We start from the raw sequence: 19,038 nt of genomic DNA, 5'->3' as shown, positions 1-19,038 counted from the left end.
AATTACGCTAAAAGGAGTGTTTTGTCCCTTAAAGTGTATAATAATTGGGGGTTGCAGTAATATATTGGGTGAGAATGCTTAAAGCCAAAGATGGCTTCAGCGCATAAAATGGGGAAAACTAAAAATTAGGCTGGGAGGTAAATTCGGAAGACAGCCCCCTCGTTTAAAGTACCATCTGCCATTATATGGCCTCCGTGATTTTCAACTATTTTCTTGCAAATGGCCAATCCTATTCCCGTACCAGAATAATCCTGTTTTTGGTGGAGACGTTCAAATAGTCCAAATATTTTTTTAGCATTTGATTGGTCAAATCCTATACCGTTGTCTTTTATAGTAATACAAAAGTATTGTGAAGATTTTTTCTGAAATTCATCAGTGATGTGTTTACGTTTGATCTTTTGGCAGTCGATTTCAATTTTGCGAGGTTCCAATACGCTAGAATATTTAATAGCATTGGAAAGAAGGTTGTTAAATAGCTGTTCTAGTTGGAATGCGACACCTCTAAGTTCCGGAAGATTGGTTACTGTAATATTGACTCTTTTTTCTTTAATGGGAGTTTCCAAATCTTCAAGGGTATTCTCTAATATTTCATTCAAATCAATCAGGGAGAAATCCTTTTGGTTTTTATTCAATCGAGAATAGGCCAGGAGGTGTCTAATAAGATTCTGCATTCTATTTGCGGAAGAACCTATCTTAACTAAATACTCTTGGGCTTTTTCGGGAGAGTTCCTAATACTCTCTTCGGTAATCCTAGAAATAAAGATTTGGATCTTCCTTAAGGGTTCCTGCAGATCGTGACTAGCCACCCGATTAAAAGACTCCAATTCAGTATTAGAGCGCTTAAGTTCTAAGTTTTTCTCTTTTAAGGTCTGTGCATCTTTTAATTCTTTGGTGATATCTTTAATTACGCCCACAAATTCATTTTGCACAAAATGCCCAGAATGTTTTAAGTGCTTTATTTTTCCAGATTTGGTAACGATCCTATAATTAAAATTGCCATCATGCTTTTTATCAATTGTCGATTTTAAACTTTCAATAAAATAGTTAAAATCCTTAGGGTGTACAAAATAACGGTAATTCTCTACAGAGGGTTCAAATTCATTCATCTCGCATTCCAATATGCGATAAAAATTATCGGACATTCGAGCCTTACCGGTTGCTAAGTCCCAATGGTAGCTGCCTATTTTGGCTACGGCCTCGGCATCTTTCAAGATGGAATTTTGTATAGTTAACTGTTCATTGAGCTCCAATAGTTCTTGCTTGGATGTTACAATATCAGTACAATCATAGGAGGTTAGAGTGATTCCGGTATTTAGTTTGTTTAAGGTAGTGTGTATCCATTTCCATTCTCCCATAAAATAGTATTTCGCCTTATGGGTTTTAATGCTATCATCATTAGCACACTGTACCATTAGATTGAAAATTCCATTTTCACGAACAAAAGGAAATACTTCCGAGATAGATTTCCCAATAATAGACGTAGATGATCTACCTGTAAGGTTTTCCGTTTCCTTGGTGGTAAATAAATACTTAAAATCAATTATATTCCCGTCGGTATCCCTTACTGTGTCCAGATGGCTAACCGTGTTGCTAGCGCTCTCTAATATGTTATTTAAAAAGGCCTTGGTTTGGATAAGGGCTTTGTTTTGGACTGCTAATTTTTTATTTAGTTGTTTTAAATTTCTGGTGAACTTCTTCTCTGCCGTGGTATCCGTAGAAGTGGTCAGTACACCATTATCCATAAGGGTTGCAGTATTTTTAAACCAACGTTTGATTCCATTGTGAATAAAATAAGCATTAAATTCCCTGGGGATTCCATCTTTTGCTACCTGGATCAATTCCTTAAAAACATTATTTTCCTTGTTGATAGAGACTGCATCAGATAAATTGATATTGGCAAGCTGACCAGGGCTTTTTCCTAATATGGATTCTATTTTCTCATTTGTGAAAGCAATTCTAAAATCTACAATATCTCCCGCGCTATCATAAACAGGTTTTAAATAACTGATAATATTATCCGATTCGGTTAAAATACCATTTAAAAACTTCTCTGCTGTAGCGGTTTTTCTTCTTAAATAATTAATTTGAATAAACGATACCACAAAAATAAATAGGGCAAACATGCCCAGAAAAAGGGTCGTTAAAGGGGTGAAGTTTATTTGTGAGGCATATTCCTCCTTTCGTTTTGTAAGTTCTGACTGTTCTTCCCGGTACAATTGATTTCTCAATAAGTTTAACTGAGTCATGGTAGAAGATACTTTTTGTACCTTTTCTTTCTCCTTGTCAGAAATTACAGACTTGCTAAACGGAGTGTTTTTTAAATGATTTAAGGAAATGAAAAGACTGTCTTGCCAGTTTCTTATTTCATGAATTATGTTTTGCTGTTTTGGCCTACCCTTGGTTAGTTCTTCCAACGTTTTAATAGACTCCATTGTTTTGGACAAATGGACACGGTGGGAAGATATTCTAGTGGAATCTTGTAATAGACGATACCTTAATTCGGTAGCTTGTATTTGACTGTAAGTGGTGAACAACTGGTTAATATGCATGTCTACCTGAATAATCCGGGAAACGGATTCCGCAGACTTACCTAACCTAACAATCTGCCTATAACTAATACTTCCAATAAACATCAGTAATGCGGTCGCTACAATAAGCATTATTACATATACCTTGGGTGAAGTAACCAATTTTTTTACCGCCATACTGATGTTGATTACAAGCGCAATAAAAAATTATCTCTATTTAGGGAAGAAGTGTGGTACTGCCAATTGAGCTGTAACGCTTTTTCAATGGCTTTTTTTAAACTACCAAAGCTATTTGGTTTATTGATGTAAATGTTGGCTCCGTTTACAAAAGTTTCCTCAATATCCTCCTCAGAAGATGAAGTGGAGTAAATAGCAACAAGCAAGTCTTTTAACTTATCGTGATTTCTTATCTCACTTAGGCATTGCATTCCATTCTTAATAGGCATATTTAAATCCAAAAAAACAATTTCAGGTAGAATTATATTGGGAAGTGTTAAATAGTCCATTAACTCCTGCCCATTTTTAAAAAGGGAAAGTTTTGTTTTAATTTTTATCTCCTCGATGGCTTCTTTAAACAGAAGTCTATCATCCTGATCATCATCGGCGAGAGCAATATTTAATGTTTTAAAGGGCATAATTAAATAGATTTACTGCATTAAAGCCCTTTCCTTCCTTTTTTGAATTATTTTCTGGAAGGAGGACGGGGTAAGGCCGGTAGTTTTTTTAAATTGGGCGGATAAATGCGCTACACTACTATAATTAAGTTTATAGGCTATTTCTGTTAGGGTATGTTCAGAATTAATAATTAAGCTCTTAACATAATCTATTTTTTTTAAAATAATGAAATTCTCAATGGAAGAGTATGTAGTTTCTGAAAACAGAGACGATAAATAGGTGTAAGAGTAATCTAATTTTTCTGAAAGATAGGTAGAGAAATTATATTTTTTAGGATTTTCCTCTTCATGCACCCATTCAGATATCGCATCCTTAATACGTTGTACTAAGGCAATTTGTTGATCATCCATGATCTCAATTCCATAACGGTCCAAATTATTGGCCATTTTTTGCATCTCTAATAACGTGGGAGGGCGTTCAAACTCTACTTCTCCAACCCCATGAATTACATACTCAATACCCAAGGTATCTAATTGTTCCCGTAAAACTGTTTTGCAAGTTTTATTGAAATCGAATTTTACGTAGACTCTCATATAGGTTAAAAAATTGTGCTTTAGTTGGAAATATAACAAATATAACACCTATTCTTACAAAGATGGTGGTTTTTCTTTAGTAAGGGCCGTTAATAGTATTTATATGCGTTAATAATTTATAGTTGCTTGTTTTTTTTTAAAGCCCTATATGGAAAGGCTAAGAACGTATAAGACAAAATTTCGATTACCTTCAAATGCAATCGAAAGAGCTATTTAAGTTGCAGGTTGATGAATTATGTTTTTAAAATGAACAATTAACTTTTGTAATTTTCTTTTGGTACTTGTTGAAAGAAATCGGCCATCTTTGAACTTTCAGAGGGATTGTAATTAACCAAAATAGTACCCTTGCTATTATCTTGGGTATCTACTACATAAAGAAGAGACATGTCAGATGGGTTGCTCATGCCTTCAAATCGATGTTCTGCGATGATCTGAATGTCATTTGGAGTATAACTTTTTTTGGTGTCCATATCCATTAACTGATTATTTATTATTGAATAAACACTGGTGTACCCTTCTTTTTCGTACCGCTCTATAATTACACTTTCGTTTTTCATGGCTTTCAATTTAAATGATTTTAAACCTTAGGAACTCTTCTGAATATGAGGTTAACACTAAAATTACAACTATTTTAAGTTAAAAACAACGGGCAGAATCCGTAAAGAAAATGCCCGTTGTAATCTGTGATTAATTATTTTGAAATTCTAAAGGTCGTCTGTAGCATCGTCAATTTCATCTCCGACTTCTTCGACACCTTCTTCAATACCATCTCCAATATCGTCTATGCCTTCTTCAATTTTTTCTCCAGCAGTTTTGTCTTCACGGCATCCAGTAAACGTAGTTAATGATGCAGTAAAAAATAATGCAAATAGGAAGTAAATTAATGTCTTTTTCATGTGATTCTATTTTATGTTAAATATTTAAGTTTACTAAATTTATAGTCTAATCCTATATTTCGGAAATAAATATCCAGCTTAAACCTTCTTTCGTCCCGTAAATAAAGATATAACAAAAAGAATTAGAAATATAAAGAAAAGAACTTTAGCGATACTTGCCGCTCCTGCAGCTATACCACCAAATCCAAAAATTGCGGCTATAATGGCCAATATTATAAATGTAACTGTCCAACGTAACATAGTGTTTGGTTTTTAAAATGGTTATACTTCTGGGCTGATTCTCATACCCTACACCACAAAATTCGGTAGAATTTAACATTTCTATTAATCACATCGCTTTAATAATTGACTCAGATAGAAAAGCGCGGATAGAATTTAATTATATATATAAAGGTGTGGAGATTTAAGGAACTATGCGTTCTGTGCTCCCGGAAAGAATAATTTTCCTAGGAGCATCGTTATAGTTAACGGGTGATAACATGGTGGTATATGATATATTGTTTTTGAAAAACTCTTTCGAAATAGGATGGCCTGTTAATTTAATATCTGGTGTTGATTTAACCAATTGATGGATTTCAAAATCCGCTAGGTCTCCATTTAACCATTCATCATATACTGTATTTGGAAGCATAATTGGGATAGCCTTATTAATATTGCACAGACTCTTAAGCTCTTGGTTTGTACTGGTGGTGAGGATTGCAGCGGTTAAGAAGCCATCTTGGGTTTTATTATAAATGCCTGCTAAGAAAAATGGGCCACCCGATTCTTGATGAAAATAATAGGGGTATAGTTCCCCATTAATGAGGTAGGAAGTGAAATATCCAGTGATTGGTATAAAGCATCTTCTTTCCATTAAAGCAGTATTGCACCAGGAAAGTTGTCCCAAGGATTGGATAGAAATATTTAAGGAGTTAAAGACTTCCTGGAAGGTTTCCCAATCATCTTTGTAATTTTCCGGTAAAATTCCCCAGATGGCAGGAACCATTACTTTGCTTTCCTCCATAGTAATGATAGGAATTGTAACTTCCTCTAACCCGTTCATTAATATTTGCTTTCTATAGAAATATGGATATTTAAGCGGGATGTTAAATGTGGTCTTTAAGGTAGTATCGCTGGCCGTATTAGATAACTTGTAAATCATATAGGTTTAAGTAAGATGAGGTATAGCAATCGCATACAAAACGCTGGCACCAAGTAGAAGTGTAACAAAATGGGAATTAAGTGAAGGTCGCTATTCCATATCGGCATTAGGCATTAGGAAAATAAGGGTGCAAGGCACCCTTATAATTCATTCTTTCAACTATTATGTATATTACCTTAAATCTTCCAAGCGCTTTATCCTATTTAGATCCGCTTGTATTTGGTTCATTTGTTTAGTTAATAGTGTAGAGGTACTGGGGGGGAGTGTGGTTTCAGATAAAACATCACTATATTCATCAACCGCAGACTTTTCTCCTCTAATGGCTTCTTCCAACATTGCTTCTGGACTGTCCGAGGAAAAGAACGCTTTAACGTCCATCCATGCTCTGTGAGCAGCACCGGTAACGCTTCCTCCATCTTCTATGTCTTGCCCAAAATTAATGACCTCACTTTTTAACGCATTGGCAAAATTGGTTCTTTCCTTACTTTTTCTTTCAAAATATGCCTTTAATAGGGTGTGATCTGTATTCTCCGCAGCTTTCATATATCCTTTTTCTGCATCATAGGTTTTCTCTAAAAGATCATTTAGTTTTTCGCCAACTTCTTCTGAGTATCTCTTCATAATTCACTGTTTTTTAAATTGTCGATGGTTTAATGGATGCCCATCGTTTAGCATCTGCTTTGCTAAGTTAAAGACCTAATCAAGAATGTTTTAACGCTATAAAATTATTTTTTGACCCATTGCCAACTCTTAAATTATTAGGATGGTAATCATCAATTTTGTTTTTACTACATTTAATCCCACGATAGGCTTTGGCAATATGAAAGAACGTTTACATTATTTTATAGGGTTGGGGTTTGTTTTATTCATTTTTGTACTTCACATGTTGCCCATATCGGATAGTATGCTGAATGAAAACAATTCTAAACTTTCACAGGTATTCTTAAAATCCCAAATTAGATATCACCAAGAATTTGCTCCATTTGCGAGAAGGCCACTTACCTCGCTCCTTATTGAAGGGGCATCTGGGGCTTTTGGAATTACCTTAGGGGAGGCCTTTGTTTTGGTGAATTTTTCGTTGCTCTTTGGTTGTGGTTTTTTAATATATACAACTTCATTGAAACTTGGTGGAAGTTCTAGACAGGGACTGTTGAATTTAACATGCTTCTTTTTGACATTTTCCGTAGTGTTTTCTTTTTTTCCACCATTATTTACCTATGACGAGCCTTTACAATATTGTTTCCTATTGTTGTCTTTATTAGCACTTCTCCATAATAAATGGGGATATTTCGTAATATCATTTGTACTGGCTTTGGTATCCCGGGAAAGTAGTCTCTTTCTTTTTCCAGGTATCGTCATGATCGGTTTAGGATCTGGATTGATTACTGTTAAGAATTGGTCTTTTATGGAGATTCGGAAATGGTTGTTGCTGTTTTTGCCATTGCTTCTTTACGGTGTTTATCTAATATTATTTTATCGATATAATGGCATATGGAGCGAAACCACCGCACTAGAGTCGACTAGATTTCAAAGTGTGTATGATAATTTTGGAACTATTGCGAGTACAATAGAAACCATATTTTCTTTTATACTTGTTCTTGGACCGGCACTTTATTTATTGATTGTGACCAAAGACTCCCAAAGTTTTACGAATATTCAGAAGCGGTATATAAAAGCATTTATCTTGGGGGTAATCATAAATACCCCCGTAATAATGTTAGCTACATTGGCACGAGAAGCGCGATTATACGCCCTACCACTAATTTTTTTATGGCCAATGGTAGGACAACTTTTCAGTAGTGAAGTGAGGCTGATGCAAAAGCCGCAAAACTATTTGGAATGTTTTAGTATGTTAAGAAATAAATTGTATCTTCTTGTAGCACTACTCCTTAATTACTTCATTTCGTTTAAATTGTACGTGCCTAGTTTTCCGTCCAAGGATAATTTTTTTAACGAATACCTATTTGTAATGTTGCTTGCAATCTCAGTACATTTTATAATGCACCGCTACCAACAACGGCATTAGGCAAAGTTCTCGTAGTGAACAGCTATAGATTAAGCACCTTGTGCTGGCTTTCTAAAATCTTTAGGGAAATCCAAGGTCCTGATAGGGAAAGGGATGTTTATATCATGTTCATCAAACACCTTTTTAATAGCGATCATAGCTTCCGTTTTTGCTTTTAAAACTTCTAAAGCAGAGGTGGAATCTATATAAAATCTAGTTTCAAAATTTATGGAACTATCTCCGAATTCGGTATAGAGAAAAATCACTTCCTCTTCAGAATTTATAGATTCAAAGGTTTCAGAGATTGTTTTTTTTACCAAGTTACGTACAAATTCTAAGTCTGATGAGTAGCCGACGCCACAGGTGAATATTACTCGTGATTGTGCTGTGGAGGAAAAATTCTTTATGGGATTTTCGAGGACCAATTTGTTGGGAAGGTAAACAAGGTTATTATCTGTCTGCCGAATTGTTACTGCACGCAAATCAATACTGATCACCTCCCCTGCAAAGTCATTGCTTTCTATCCAATCCCCATATCTTATTTGTTTTATATAGGAAAGGACAATGCCAGAGTAGGTATTGGTCAATGCCCCTTGCAACGCGAGTCCAACAGCCAAACCGGCTACCCCGGCTCCCGCTAATATAGTGTTAAAGGTTTTGCTGAGATCTAGAATGCCCAAGATTAAAAATATAGCGCCAAAAATCACCAAGATGGAAACAATTTTGGCTATGACACTCTTCATAGACCTTTGCATGCTGCTTTTTTCTAGCAGTCTTAAGGTAAGTTTTGAAACATATTTAGAAAGAAAAATAGCTACTACAAAAACGAGCATCGCTATTATGAAGTTGGGCAGATTGATGATCAGGCTATCTAACCAAGAAGCCAACCTTTTAACCATTTCTTCCCACGCTTTTTCTAATCTAAGTATCATATTATTTATTAGGAATAGTTCTATTGTATATATTTTTGGTTTCTTCAGAAGCTGAATTGGAGCAATTGTTCAACCAATTTTCTGAAGTTTCGTGTAGTAATATACAATAAAAATGGCTCCGAAAATGAAGAATATCGGAACCATTTTTCAACAACCAACCAAATTGTAGTAACTTATTTAATAGCTAATCTGAAGCGATTACATAAAAGTAAAGTAAATTCACTCAACTATTTTACTTGTAGATTTATGAAAAATGCCTACTTCTAAAGTGAACTTCCAAATCCATTATTTATTCACAAAAGATTAGTATTTCTTAATCTGTTTAATCAAAATTATATAAAAACCCCGCTATTTATGAACGCTATTCAATTTATTCTTGCCTCTTTTGAATAGTTTGGATGTTGTTGCTAGTAACTAGTAATAAGTAGGGTTATTCATTTTTTTGTGCTAGTAATATCATGGAATAGGATACCCCGGGAGGTTATTATCCCTATCTTTAAGACAATTATTTAAAGCTTAATATGTTCCGATCTATTATAAAATTAACCAAGGAGGTCTATGGAAGGGTGATACAGAGTATTGCATTTTATCCCGTTATTATTACTTTGGGATTCTTGTTGTTTGCATTTGCGATTTTAGAACTGGAAAGTTTGGAGCTTGCAGAATCCCTTAAAGATAAACTTCCCTATCTTTTTATTTCAGACTATGAAACTGCAAGGGCCATTCTAACTACTTTAGTAAGCGGCGTTCTATCATTAACAGTTTTTAGTTTTACGATGGTTATGGTTGTGCTCAGCCAGGCCTCTTCTAACTTTTCCCCGCGACTTTTGCCAAGTTTGATTTCCAATAAAAAACACCAATTTATTTTAGGGGTATATATTGGAACCTTATTATATTGTATTATCCTACTTATTGTTTTGGGGGCTAGGGGAATAGACTCCGCTTCCTTAGGGTTTTCTACCATGTTGGCCGCAATGTGGGGGGTAGCTTGTGTGGCTTTATTCGTTTATTTTATTCACAGTATATCTACATCCATTCAAATTCAGAATATAATTGAAAGCATTTATCTTTCCAGTAATAGGCAGATAGATAGGGAGATTGAGAGTGCTAAAGACTCCCAAATGGAACTGCAAATGGTTCAAACTGATGATTTTATAACTATAGATGCTCCTCAAACAGGATATTTTAGGGGATTTGATGCCTCTTTGTTGCCAAATTCAATTGTAGAAAAAGGGAATCAGATAGCGGTTGTTCCTTATTTGGGCGCCCATATTTGGGAAGGAATGCCCATGTTGAAGATAAAGGATAAAGTAGAAGGGGATGACTTAGAGTCCTTGCATTTTTGTTGTCAACTATCTAAGAACAGAAACGATCATAATGATGGGGTGGGGGGAATGGTTAAGCTAATGGAAATTGCCGTTAAAGCTATGTCACCTGGGATAAATGACCCTGGTACGGCTATTGATGCAATAACAAAACTCGTTCCCTTATTGCAGAGGACGCTAAGATTGCCTAAAATAACTTCGGCCTCACTTGAGGAGGGAAAAATTATCCTTATTAAAAATCAAATCACAGCTTCTGAACTTATGCAAATTCTAGTACAACCCATACGATTATATGCTAAAAAAGATAACTCGGTCGTAGCTACTCTTATCGGGGCTTTGGGTTTTTTAGAAAGGGATACACAGATTTCTACAGAGAATAGAGAGGGGATAAGATTGGAGATACAGGCGTTAAAAAAGGATGTTGAAAATAATATTGATAATGACCTGGATAGGGATCGTATACTAAAAATGTTTCAGGATTGGGATAACACGTAAGTGGCTCTTAAATAAAATTTTAAAATCGTTAAAAATTTAAAAGTATGGAATATATAAAATCAATAAATCCTTATAACAACCAACTGTTGGAGAAGTACAAACCATTTACCGATACAGACATAGCATTGGTATTGAATAGGGCCGAGACAGCTTTTCTGGAATGGAAAAAGGAAAGTATAGAAAAAAGGGTAGAACTGCTTCAGAATTTGGCGGATCTATTGTTAGAGAACAAAGAGCGTTATAGTGTGTTAATGGCTAGGGAAATGGGAAAGCCCGTGAGCCAAGCCGTTGCTGAGGTTGAAAAATGTGCATGGGCGTGCGAATTTTATGCGGGGAATGCCGTAGACTTTTTAGCGGACGATCTCATAGAGACCGAAGCAGGGGAGAGCTTTATTAGTTACGATCCCATAGGGAGTGTATTGGCAATAATGCCTTGGAACTTTCCTTTTTGGCAGGTAATACGTTGTGCCGCCCCAACCCTAACAGCAGGGAATACCCTTATTTTAAAACACGCCAGCAATGTTCCAGGTTGTGCAATGGCACTAGAGGAATTGTTTCTTTCAGCAGGATTTCCAGAAGGTTGCTTTCAAGTAATCTTGGCAGATCATAAACAGTTAGAAGTTGTAATGCAGAGCGATATTGTACAAGGAGTAAGTCTTACCGGAAGTGAAAAGGCGGGACGTGCCATAGCTTCCTTAGCGGGTAAAAACCTTAAAAAATCGGTAATGGAGCTAGGAGGGAACAATGCTTGCGTGGTTTGGGAAGATGCTGATCTGGACAAACATTTGGATACAATGGTCAGTGCACGTATGCAAAATAATGGTCAAAGTTGTATTGCTGCGAAACGATTTATTGTAGTGGAAGAAATCTATGAGGAATTCCTATCTAAATTTAGGGATAAAATTAAGGCCTTAAAATCTGGAGATCCTTTGGATAGTAAAATAGATATTGGTGTGTTGGCCCGGGAAGATTTAGGAAATGACCTAGCTAAACAAGTAGATAGATCAATTGAACTGGGAGCGAAAGTAGAATTGGGCAATTCAAGAGATGGAGCGTATTATGAGCCTACCATACTTACTGGAGTTAAACCTGGAATGCCCGCTTTTGATGAAGAGCTTTTTGGACCGGTGGCAGCGGTTATTAAAGCAAAGGACAGAGGTGATGCTTTGGCATTGGCAACAAAATCTAGATTTGGATTGGGTACTATGTTATTTACCGAAGATTTAGAGAATGCTCTTCAGGCTATAGGAGAAATACCTGATGGGGCTTTCTTTGTAAACGAGATGGTAAAATCTGATCCAAGACTTCCTTTTGGAGGTACTAAAGCTTCTGGATATGGACGTGAACTTTCCTTGGAAGGGATAATGGAATTTGTAAATAAAAAAACGGTCTTTATCGGGAAATAGTCATTGTCTTCATGTGATTGAAATCGAAAAAAGAAAAAGCCTGAAAATTAAACTTATTTTTCAGGCTTTTTAATTTTATGAATTGGTGATTACTTTTGGTCTCCCCATGTATCTTTAAAAGCAAATTCTAATTGTGAAACTCGTTTCCTATTTGCTACTTCTTGTTCCTTTAAGTTGTTGGGTAGATCATCAAGATTTCCGCCATAATGTCCCATGGCAACAGCGGTAGTTACATGGAACCCCTCGGGAATGTTGAATTTTTCATGGGCCTTCTTCCAATCCACTCCGGCCATATGATGTAGCGCTATGCCCATATATTGTGCCTGCACTGTCATGCTACCCATGCAAAGACCAAGATCATGCAACGCATGGAAATTTTCTTTGCCATCGTCTGTTTTTTCCTTGTAGGCAGTTAACATTAATAAGGGAGCATTTGATGCCCATTCTTTATTAAAGTCGCTTAAGCAATCTAAAATATTGTTATAGGTATCCGAACCTTTTTCAGCATATAAAAAGCGCCAAGGCTGTAAGTTATTGGAACTTGCAGACCATCTCACTGCTTCAAAAAGTTGATTTAAATGCTGTTTGTAAATTTTCTTGTCCTTGAATACCCTAGGGCTATATCGTTGCTTTAACAAAGCAAATATTTCATAATCTGCATCTGCTATTTTTTCTAGTTGTATTTGTTCAGAGGATGTCATGTTTTGTATGTTTTATGTAAAAATGATATCAATTAAGAGTAATGGAATTGGATAAGTCTTAGAAGGTAAAAATCCCATTTTTCACTATCCAATATGATTACTAGGATAATTTTTGATGCTTGGAACTATAAGAATAAGATATAGGGTAGGGTAGCATACTTCATTTAGGGCAGCCTGTTCTTTATAATTCAAAAGCATATTTATTAAAAATTGGTCCGGCATAACTCTTATGACAAAATTAATAAGCTACACCGCTTTTAGTTGCCGTTTTTGCTTAATATGTTGATGCATTTGCAATGCTGAAAAATAAATATGCTATTAGCTCCTACTTTATTTTGTTTTAGGGATTTGATTGATTTAGGATAGATTGCCATGTTCCAATTATTAAAGGGAGAAGATAGTAATTATCCTTTGGATTTGCTTATTGTAGCTATACTACTTGGTTGAATGCCTTGTCCATAGCGTTGGGCGTAAATATAAGTAAACTGCGCTCCAAAAAATAGAATTAAGCAAGAGTAGGAAACCCATAATAATATTAAAACTATTGTGCCTGCCGCACCGTAGGTAGAGCCTGGTTCTGCTGCGGCAAAATAGAGCCCTAATAAGGTTTTTCCGATGACAAATAGCACGGCGGTAAGAATAGCGCCTTTCCATACAGTTTTCCATTTAATCTTGGCATCTGGCAAATATTTAAACATCAACGCAAACAATACAGATATTATACTTATGGATATAAGCATATCCATTATGTAAGCTATATATATGACTAGATCGGGGAACATCTGTTTAATATAACTGTTAAGAACACCAATTGCTGCGGTAAAAATAAAACTGATCAATAATAAAAAACCTATAACTAATATAAAGGCAAAACTGCGCGCACGATCGGTAATGAGTTTCCAAACCTTTGCATTAGGGTCTGGTTCTACTTGCCATATTTGGTTAAGAGATATTTTTAATTGATAAAACACTCCGGTAGCACCAAAGAGCAAAGTCCCAATTCCAATAAGGGTAGAGATAAGGTTTTTTTTCTCATTTTGAGTTTCGGAAATTATGTTTTCAATGGAGGTTGCTGCTTCCCTGCCTAGGGCGGCAGAAAATTCGTCTGTAAGTTGACCTTGTACTATTTCTACGCCCCAAATGCTTCCCACTATATTGATAATGATCACCAATAGGGCTGGGAGGGATAACACAGCGTAGTAAGCAATAACGGCACTTAAGCGCCAAGGATCATTAGCCATCCATGCATTAAAAGTGTCCTTAATTAAGGATGGGATATCTTTTGGTTTAAACCTTGTGCGTTCTTCTTTCATAGGGTGATAGAAATAATTAATAAAGATATAATATATTTTTTGGCTGCATATAGAATAAGTTAGCTGTTAGCATATAGTTGTCTTGTCCTTATAGAATTATTTGTTGATCCAAATAATTAATCAGGTATGTGACTGTTAGGTGGAAATTTAAGATCAGAAATTAAAAACAAAAAAAGCCTTAAGTTTTAGCTTAAGGCCCAATTTTAGGCAGTTTTTATACATAATTGGGATTAATAAACCATCTCGATTTCCCATTCCAAACCACTAATATCAATCAATTTTAGGGTGTATTGCTCCCCTTTCTGTAAATCGATATTTTCTAGGTCCAAAGTAAGATCGGCCTTGGCCCCTAACGGAATAATAAGACTGTGTTTTCCGGGTTTTATCTTGGCCACATAATAATTGTGAATATCATCTATTGGAAAGATGGCAAGATCAGACCCCTCTTTATATAAAAGGATATTGTCATTTTTGTCCAACAGCTGAATACCGATTAAAAAAGAACCATAAACATCTGCACCTTCTACTCGGAACACCTCAAACTGTAAGTAGTCCTCATTGAGGATTGTGTTACTGATCTCTAATTTTGGCTTTACAGATTTGTTGTGAAGGGTTCCAAAGATACCCCCATGGAAATACTGATTGGTGAATAGGGTTAGAGCAAAAATGGCCAATGCCCCTGTCAATACCACTGGCTTAATGTTATTAATGGGCAAGGTTCCAGAACCTAACCAAGTAAACCATTTTGTACGCGTAAATTTTGCGTTTTTATCAATAAAATATTGATCTAAAGAGTAGGCGCCGCTACCGGTAAGGAATAAGGTGAAGCCTGTGGCAATACCTAATACTCCTATCTGCCACTCGTCCAGACAGGTGGTACCTATCCAACCAGCGCCTAATAGGATTCCCATTGCCAGTTTAAAAACACCAATACTCATTAATCTGGTGAAAAGACCCAGCATAATAAATAGGCCTACCAATCCTTCTATAATGGTAAACACCATCATGGCCCACCAAAGGGTATCGGGATTGCTCACTAAATATTCTATCATGGGGCCAATGCCTAAAGCGTTGGGTAAGAAATGATTGAATTTTTCTCCTATATAACCCGCTTCCTCAGGGTTTAATTTATTGTCTATTACTAGTCTACGCCAAAAAGCGGAAAAATAAGTCCAGCCTACTACCAGACGAATTGCCAAAGTGAAGAGACCAGCCATACTGTGTGACTGATCATTTTTATTCTGATTCATTAAAAAAAATATTATATAAACGATTGTGTTAAAAATTGAATAGCAAAAGAAGTCTCTAGGCTATATCAAATTTAAGTCGCTTATATAATATATACATAGGAGGGCTATTGCCCGTACTTTTTTTAGCATATTGCTTAAGGGCTACTTTCTTGCAGCCTGCTAAAATAATTGAAGCAGTATTTGCGGCATTTGGAACTTGATTGGCCGCTGATTGGGTGTTATCTTTAATATAGGAATGTGAAAGCACTTGAAGTTCGCATTCCGTGTTGGCGCTTTGCAACGTCCTAGTTTTATTTAAAGGGCGTTCAAAGGCAATATCAAAAGAACTGAAAACAGTTTCCTTTATAGAACAGGGGGTTAATGCTATCGCAATAGCCAGCAAAAATAGTGCTCGCTGTAAGTTTTTAATATGTAAGTATGCGCCGTTCATAGATGTGACCTGCAAAGGTACATAAATCTTCATATTATAACGCCTAGATAAGTAGGGTTGGTATGGTATTTGAGCTAAAGATTTGTTAAAAGACCAGTGGCTATTAACTATGAAAGGAGATTCTAAGTTAATAGTTATTACTCTTTGTATTCCACCTCATTAAATAGGTTTAATCTTTTGAAAAATAGTTTGCTAATTTTCTAATAGAAAGACAGCTTTTTCATCTAACATAATCCCTTTTTAGAATTTACTTGATCAATAATTTTGAAGTAAAGTTTTCAATATGTCATAACTATCTGATATTCTTCAGGGAAATACCAACAAAACAGTCGTCCATACAGCCATTCTCTACATACCCGCATGAAGAGATAAGACCGTCGTTTTCAGCTTCAAAGAAGGTTTTAGTATTTTTTCTGTCAATTAACCATTCCTTTTTGGCCTTCTCATATATTTCATCCAGTGTTAAAGCTTGGGCTGCGATTGTATTGGTTCTACTATTTATACCACTTCCATTTTCTGTCCACTCCAATTCTTCCTCTGGAATATCGGCTGTTAGGCCTTCGGTAGACGTATACTTAAAATGTCTTTGTATGGTGGTGCCTTCTGCAACCTGAATCGTTGTTTCCCATCTTAAACCGGTCCATGAAGTGCCTTGGACAACATACTCATAGGAATTATTGGATTTCTCTTTAAAATCTAACCACGCATTGACGCTTTTTTCGAAGTCGTTTTGATGGTTAATATCATCCTTATCACAAGAGGTTATGATACTTCCTAGAATTACGAATACGATGGAATAAAATATGATTTTCATTATAGCTTATTGGTATGGGTTTATTAGATATTATAGAAGATGTAGGTAGAGTGAAAAGGTTGCTTTCAGGTTGAGGGGGTTTGAGACTATTTTGTGAAATGAACCATATAATCATTGTTGTAATCCTTTATATTTAAATGTAACGATAATAGGAGAATTGCTAGAACATCGGTGCTGTGTACTAGCTTGGTAGGGAATACACCATTAATATAATATCAAGAAGGTAATTGCAGGAAAAATATTTAAAGTAATAGTAAGAATTATTTTTCCTATTTTTAAAAATGATGGGTCGTATCCTATAAATTTCATTATACGATAACGATGAAAATACGTACGCCTATTATTTATTTTATAAAAACTGGGGGATGAAACAACTGCTTATAAGTCTACTGCTATTGGCATCAGTTGGCGGCCGTGCTCAAATCGAAGAGAAATTTAATCTTGGATTTGAAAATCAGAAAGAAAATAGCACGCTTTCCGAGGGGTGGTTCAAATGGGGGTATTATAATCTTAGTGTAGATACTTTGGCCCATTCGGGTAAAAGTTCTGGAAAGATTACTGCGGACGAAGCCGGTAGCTCTTTTGGTAGCATTGCGTATAAAATTCCTGCCAATTATGAAGGGACAACGATTATGTTGGAAGGTTATATGAAAATTAAGAATGTAGAAGATGGTTTTGCAGGCTTGTTAATGCGTATTGATGGTTATGACAGTTCACTGGCCTTTGACAATATGGAAAACCGAAATATTACAGGAACAAAAGATTGGGAAAAATACACCATTACCCTTAATTATCCGGAAGGTGCCGAGAACATTTTTATTGCGGGGATCCTTGTAGGGAAGGGCGAGGCTTGGTTTGATGACTTTGTCCTGACCATAGATAGAGAGGATGTGCAAGCACTAAAGGAAGTAGAGCGAGTGCTGCCCAACGCCTTGCTTGATAAGGAGTTTGACAACGGTTCAGGCATAGAAATTCCTGGATTGTCTTTGAGAAATGTGGACGACTTAGAATTGTTGGGGCGCGTTTGGGGATTCCTTAAATATCATCATCCTAATATAGCCAAGGGAGAAGTTAATTGGGATTATGAGTTGTTCCGGTTTTTACCGTCTTATCTCAACGTGAAGGATACTGGGAAAAGAGACCAGCTTATGGTGGAGTGGATAGATAAACTAGGGGATATGAAAGACTGTGCAGCATGTAAGCCAGTAGATGAAAAAGCCTTTCTTAAGCCTAAATTAGAATGGATTAATAGTCAGGGTATAATTTTGAAGGAGAAGCTTTTACATATTTATAACAATCGTTCCCAAGGCAAGCATCAGTATATAGGGATGGTATCTAACGTTAGGAATCCAGAATTTAAAAACGAAAATCCATATACCAATATGTCATATCCAGATGATGGATTCCGTCTTTTATCCTTGTTCCGATATTGGAATATGATAAATTACTTTTTTCCATACACCCATTTAATGGATAAGGATTGGAACTTGGTTCTAAAAGAATATATCCCTGTTTTTTTGGATGCTAAAAACGAATTGGAGTACGAATTTGCTGCAATACAAATCATTGGCGATATCAAGGATACACATGCTAATATTTGGGCAGGAGCAGATAGGATTGACGATTGGAAAGGGGTGATGCATGCACCAGTACATGTAAGATTCATAGAAGACAAACTAGTCGTCACAGATTATTACAATCCGGAACTTAAACCCAAAGTGGGTTTGGAAATTGGCGATGTAATTACGAAGATTAATGGGGTGCCTGTTGAGGAGATTGTAGAAAAAGTATCCAAATATTATCCTGCGTCCAACTCGCCATCAAGGCTTAGGGATATTTCCGCTGACCTGCTGCGGTCAAATTCCACCAAAATGGAAATTGAACATCTTTCAGAAGATTCCAACAAGCAGACAATGACACTTCAATTATATGCCGCGAGCAACTTAGATATCTATCGATGGTATAGAAAAAGCAATGACAAGTCTTACAGGATGTTAGATAATAATATTGGTTATGTTACGCTTGCTTCCATCAAAGAGGAAGATATTCCAAAAATCAAAGAGGAGTTTAAGGATACTAGAGGTATAATAATGGACATACGGAATTATCCATCCACTTTTGTTCCCTTTAGTCTTGGATCATATTTTGTATCCAAGCCCACGCCTTTTGTAAAATTCACCAATGGCAATGTAGATCATCCAGGAGAATTCACTTTTGCCAAAGAATTATCCATTCCTGGTGAGGGAGATACTTATAAAGGCAAGCTTATTGTACTGGTGAATGAGCTATCTCAAAGTCAGGCAGAATATACCGCAATGGCATTTAGAGCGGGCGATAATACTACTATTATTGGTAGTGCTACTGCAGGAGCAGATGGAAATGTTTCTGCCATTCATCTACCTGGCGGATTAAGAACAATGATCTCTGGTATTGGTGTTTATTATCCCAACGGGGAAGAAACCCAAAGGGTGGGGATTATACCCGATATTGAAGTGAAACCTACTATACAAGGAATAAGAGACGGTAAGGATGAGCTGATTGATAAGGCTGTCGATTTAATACTGGTGGATTAAGAGTAGAATGGCAAAAATACC

General features: G+C 36.0%; 18 protein-coding genes. 4 read left to right on the top strand and 14 right to left on the bottom strand.

All coding sequences use genetic code 11. The features are described 5' to 3' along the window. Window positions 1-125: 125 nt before the first annotated feature. The 8 genes from G466_RS23065 to G466_RS0107385 all read right to left on the bottom strand — a co-directional run bounded on the left by G466_RS23065 (window position 126) and on the right by G466_RS0107385 (window position 6,394). Window positions 126-2,705, bottom strand: coding sequence for an ATP-binding protein (locus G466_RS23065; RefSeq protein ID WP_051315559.1), 2,580 nt, complete (start codon window positions 2,703-2,705; stop codon window positions 126-128). 11 nt (window positions 2,706-2,716) lie between these two features. Then, on the bottom strand, window positions 2,717-3,163 hold the full coding sequence (locus G466_RS0107415; RefSeq protein ID WP_026813096.1) for a response regulator: 447 nt from the start codon (window positions 3,161-3,163) through the stop codon (window positions 2,717-2,719). 12 nt (window positions 3,164-3,175) lie between these two features. Further along, complete coding sequence (locus G466_RS0107410) at window positions 3,176-3,736, bottom strand: helix-turn-helix domain-containing protein (RefSeq protein ID WP_026813095.1); 561 nt, start codon at window positions 3,734-3,736, stop codon at window positions 3,176-3,178. A gap of 254 nt (window positions 3,737-3,990) precedes the next feature. Continuing rightward, window positions 3,991-4,293, bottom strand: coding sequence for a hypothetical protein (locus G466_RS0107405; protein ID WP_034234957.1), 303 nt, complete (start codon window positions 4,291-4,293; stop codon window positions 3,991-3,993). A gap of 147 nt (window positions 4,294-4,440) precedes the next feature. Next, complete coding sequence (locus G466_RS0107400; RefSeq protein WP_026813093.1) at window positions 4,441-4,632, bottom strand: hypothetical protein; 192 nt, start codon at window positions 4,630-4,632, stop codon at window positions 4,441-4,443. A gap of 78 nt (window positions 4,633-4,710) precedes the next feature. Beyond that, entirely contained in the window at window positions 4,711-4,872 is a 162-nt protein-coding gene (locus G466_RS23485) for a DUF1328 family protein (RefSeq protein WP_026813092.1), read from the bottom strand. A 163-nt stretch (window positions 4,873-5,035) separates the two neighbouring features. After that, complete coding sequence (locus G466_RS0107390; RefSeq protein WP_026813091.1) at window positions 5,036-5,773, bottom strand: SOS response-associated peptidase family protein; 738 nt, start codon at window positions 5,771-5,773, stop codon at window positions 5,036-5,038. A gap of 171 nt (window positions 5,774-5,944) precedes the next feature. Beyond that, the gene (locus G466_RS0107385) at window positions 5,945-6,394 is read right to left on the bottom strand and encodes a ferritin-like domain-containing protein (protein WP_026813090.1); all 450 of its coding nucleotides are present in this window, start codon (window positions 6,392-6,394) and stop codon (window positions 5,945-5,947) included. Window positions 6,395-6,536: 142 nt separating this feature from the next. Between G466_RS0107385 and G466_RS0107380 the strand changes: the two genes are divergently transcribed. Continuing rightward, the gene (locus G466_RS0107380; protein WP_026813089.1) at window positions 6,537-7,799 is read left to right on the top strand and encodes a hypothetical protein; all 1,263 of its coding nucleotides are present in this window, start codon (window positions 6,537-6,539) and stop codon (window positions 7,797-7,799) included. A gap of 29 nt (window positions 7,800-7,828) precedes the next feature. Here G466_RS0107380 and G466_RS0107375 read toward each other — a convergent pair whose 3' ends face one another. Then, window positions 7,829-8,710 (bottom strand): mechanosensitive ion channel family protein, encoded by an 882-nt coding sequence (locus tag G466_RS0107375; protein ID WP_026813088.1) that lies wholly within the window; start codon window positions 8,708-8,710, stop codon window positions 7,829-7,831. Between the two features lie 521 nt (window positions 8,711-9,231). Here G466_RS0107375 and G466_RS0107370 point away from each other — a divergent pair. Then, complete coding sequence (locus G466_RS0107370) at window positions 9,232-10,530, top strand: DUF2254 domain-containing protein (RefSeq protein WP_026813087.1); 1,299 nt, start codon at window positions 9,232-9,234, stop codon at window positions 10,528-10,530. 44 nt (window positions 10,531-10,574) lie between these two features. Beyond that, window positions 10,575-11,936, top strand: a complete 1,362-nt coding sequence (locus G466_RS0107365; RefSeq protein ID WP_026813086.1) for an NAD-dependent succinate-semialdehyde dehydrogenase — start codon at window positions 10,575-10,577, stop codon at window positions 11,934-11,936. An 89-nt stretch (window positions 11,937-12,025) separates the two neighbouring features. Here the strand turns inward: G466_RS0107365 and G466_RS0107360 are convergent, their stop codons facing one another. The 5 genes from G466_RS0107360 to G466_RS0107335 form a co-directional block, all read right to left on the bottom strand. Beyond that, entirely contained in the window at window positions 12,026-12,637 is a 612-nt protein-coding gene (locus G466_RS0107360; RefSeq protein WP_026813085.1) for a nitroreductase family protein, read from the bottom strand. A gap of 404 nt (window positions 12,638-13,041) precedes the next feature. Continuing rightward, a complete protein-coding gene (locus tag G466_RS0107350) occupies window positions 13,042-13,950 on the bottom strand; it encodes a YihY/virulence factor BrkB family protein (protein WP_026813084.1) in 909 nt (302 codons plus the stop codon). A 230-nt stretch (window positions 13,951-14,180) separates the two neighbouring features. Next, the gene (locus G466_RS0107345) at window positions 14,181-15,200 is read right to left on the bottom strand and encodes a TQO small subunit DoxD (protein ID WP_026813083.1); all 1,020 of its coding nucleotides are present in this window, start codon (window positions 15,198-15,200) and stop codon (window positions 14,181-14,183) included. A 55-nt stretch (window positions 15,201-15,255) separates the two neighbouring features. Then, window positions 15,256-15,663: a hypothetical protein gene (locus G466_RS0107340; RefSeq protein WP_157373826.1), complete on the bottom strand. Its 408-nt coding sequence runs from the start codon at window positions 15,661-15,663 to the stop codon at window positions 15,256-15,258. A gap of 259 nt (window positions 15,664-15,922) precedes the next feature. Beyond that, window positions 15,923-16,444 (bottom strand): hypothetical protein, encoded by a 522-nt coding sequence (locus tag G466_RS0107335; protein WP_026813081.1) that lies wholly within the window; start codon window positions 16,442-16,444, stop codon window positions 15,923-15,925. 365 nt (window positions 16,445-16,809) lie between these two features. Between G466_RS0107335 and G466_RS0107330 the strand changes: the two genes are divergently transcribed. Continuing rightward, window positions 16,810-19,017: a S41 family peptidase gene (locus tag G466_RS0107330; protein WP_026813080.1), complete on the top strand. Its 2,208-nt coding sequence runs from the start codon at window positions 16,810-16,812 to the stop codon at window positions 19,015-19,017. Window positions 19,018-19,038 lie beyond the last annotated feature (21 nt).

This window comes from Arenibacter certesii DSM 19833, assembly GCF_000429545.1.
Taxonomy (GTDB): domain Bacteria; phylum Bacteroidota; class Bacteroidia; order Flavobacteriales; family Flavobacteriaceae; genus Arenibacter; species Arenibacter certesii.
This window is presented reverse-complemented; position numbering and strand designations above follow the sequence as displayed.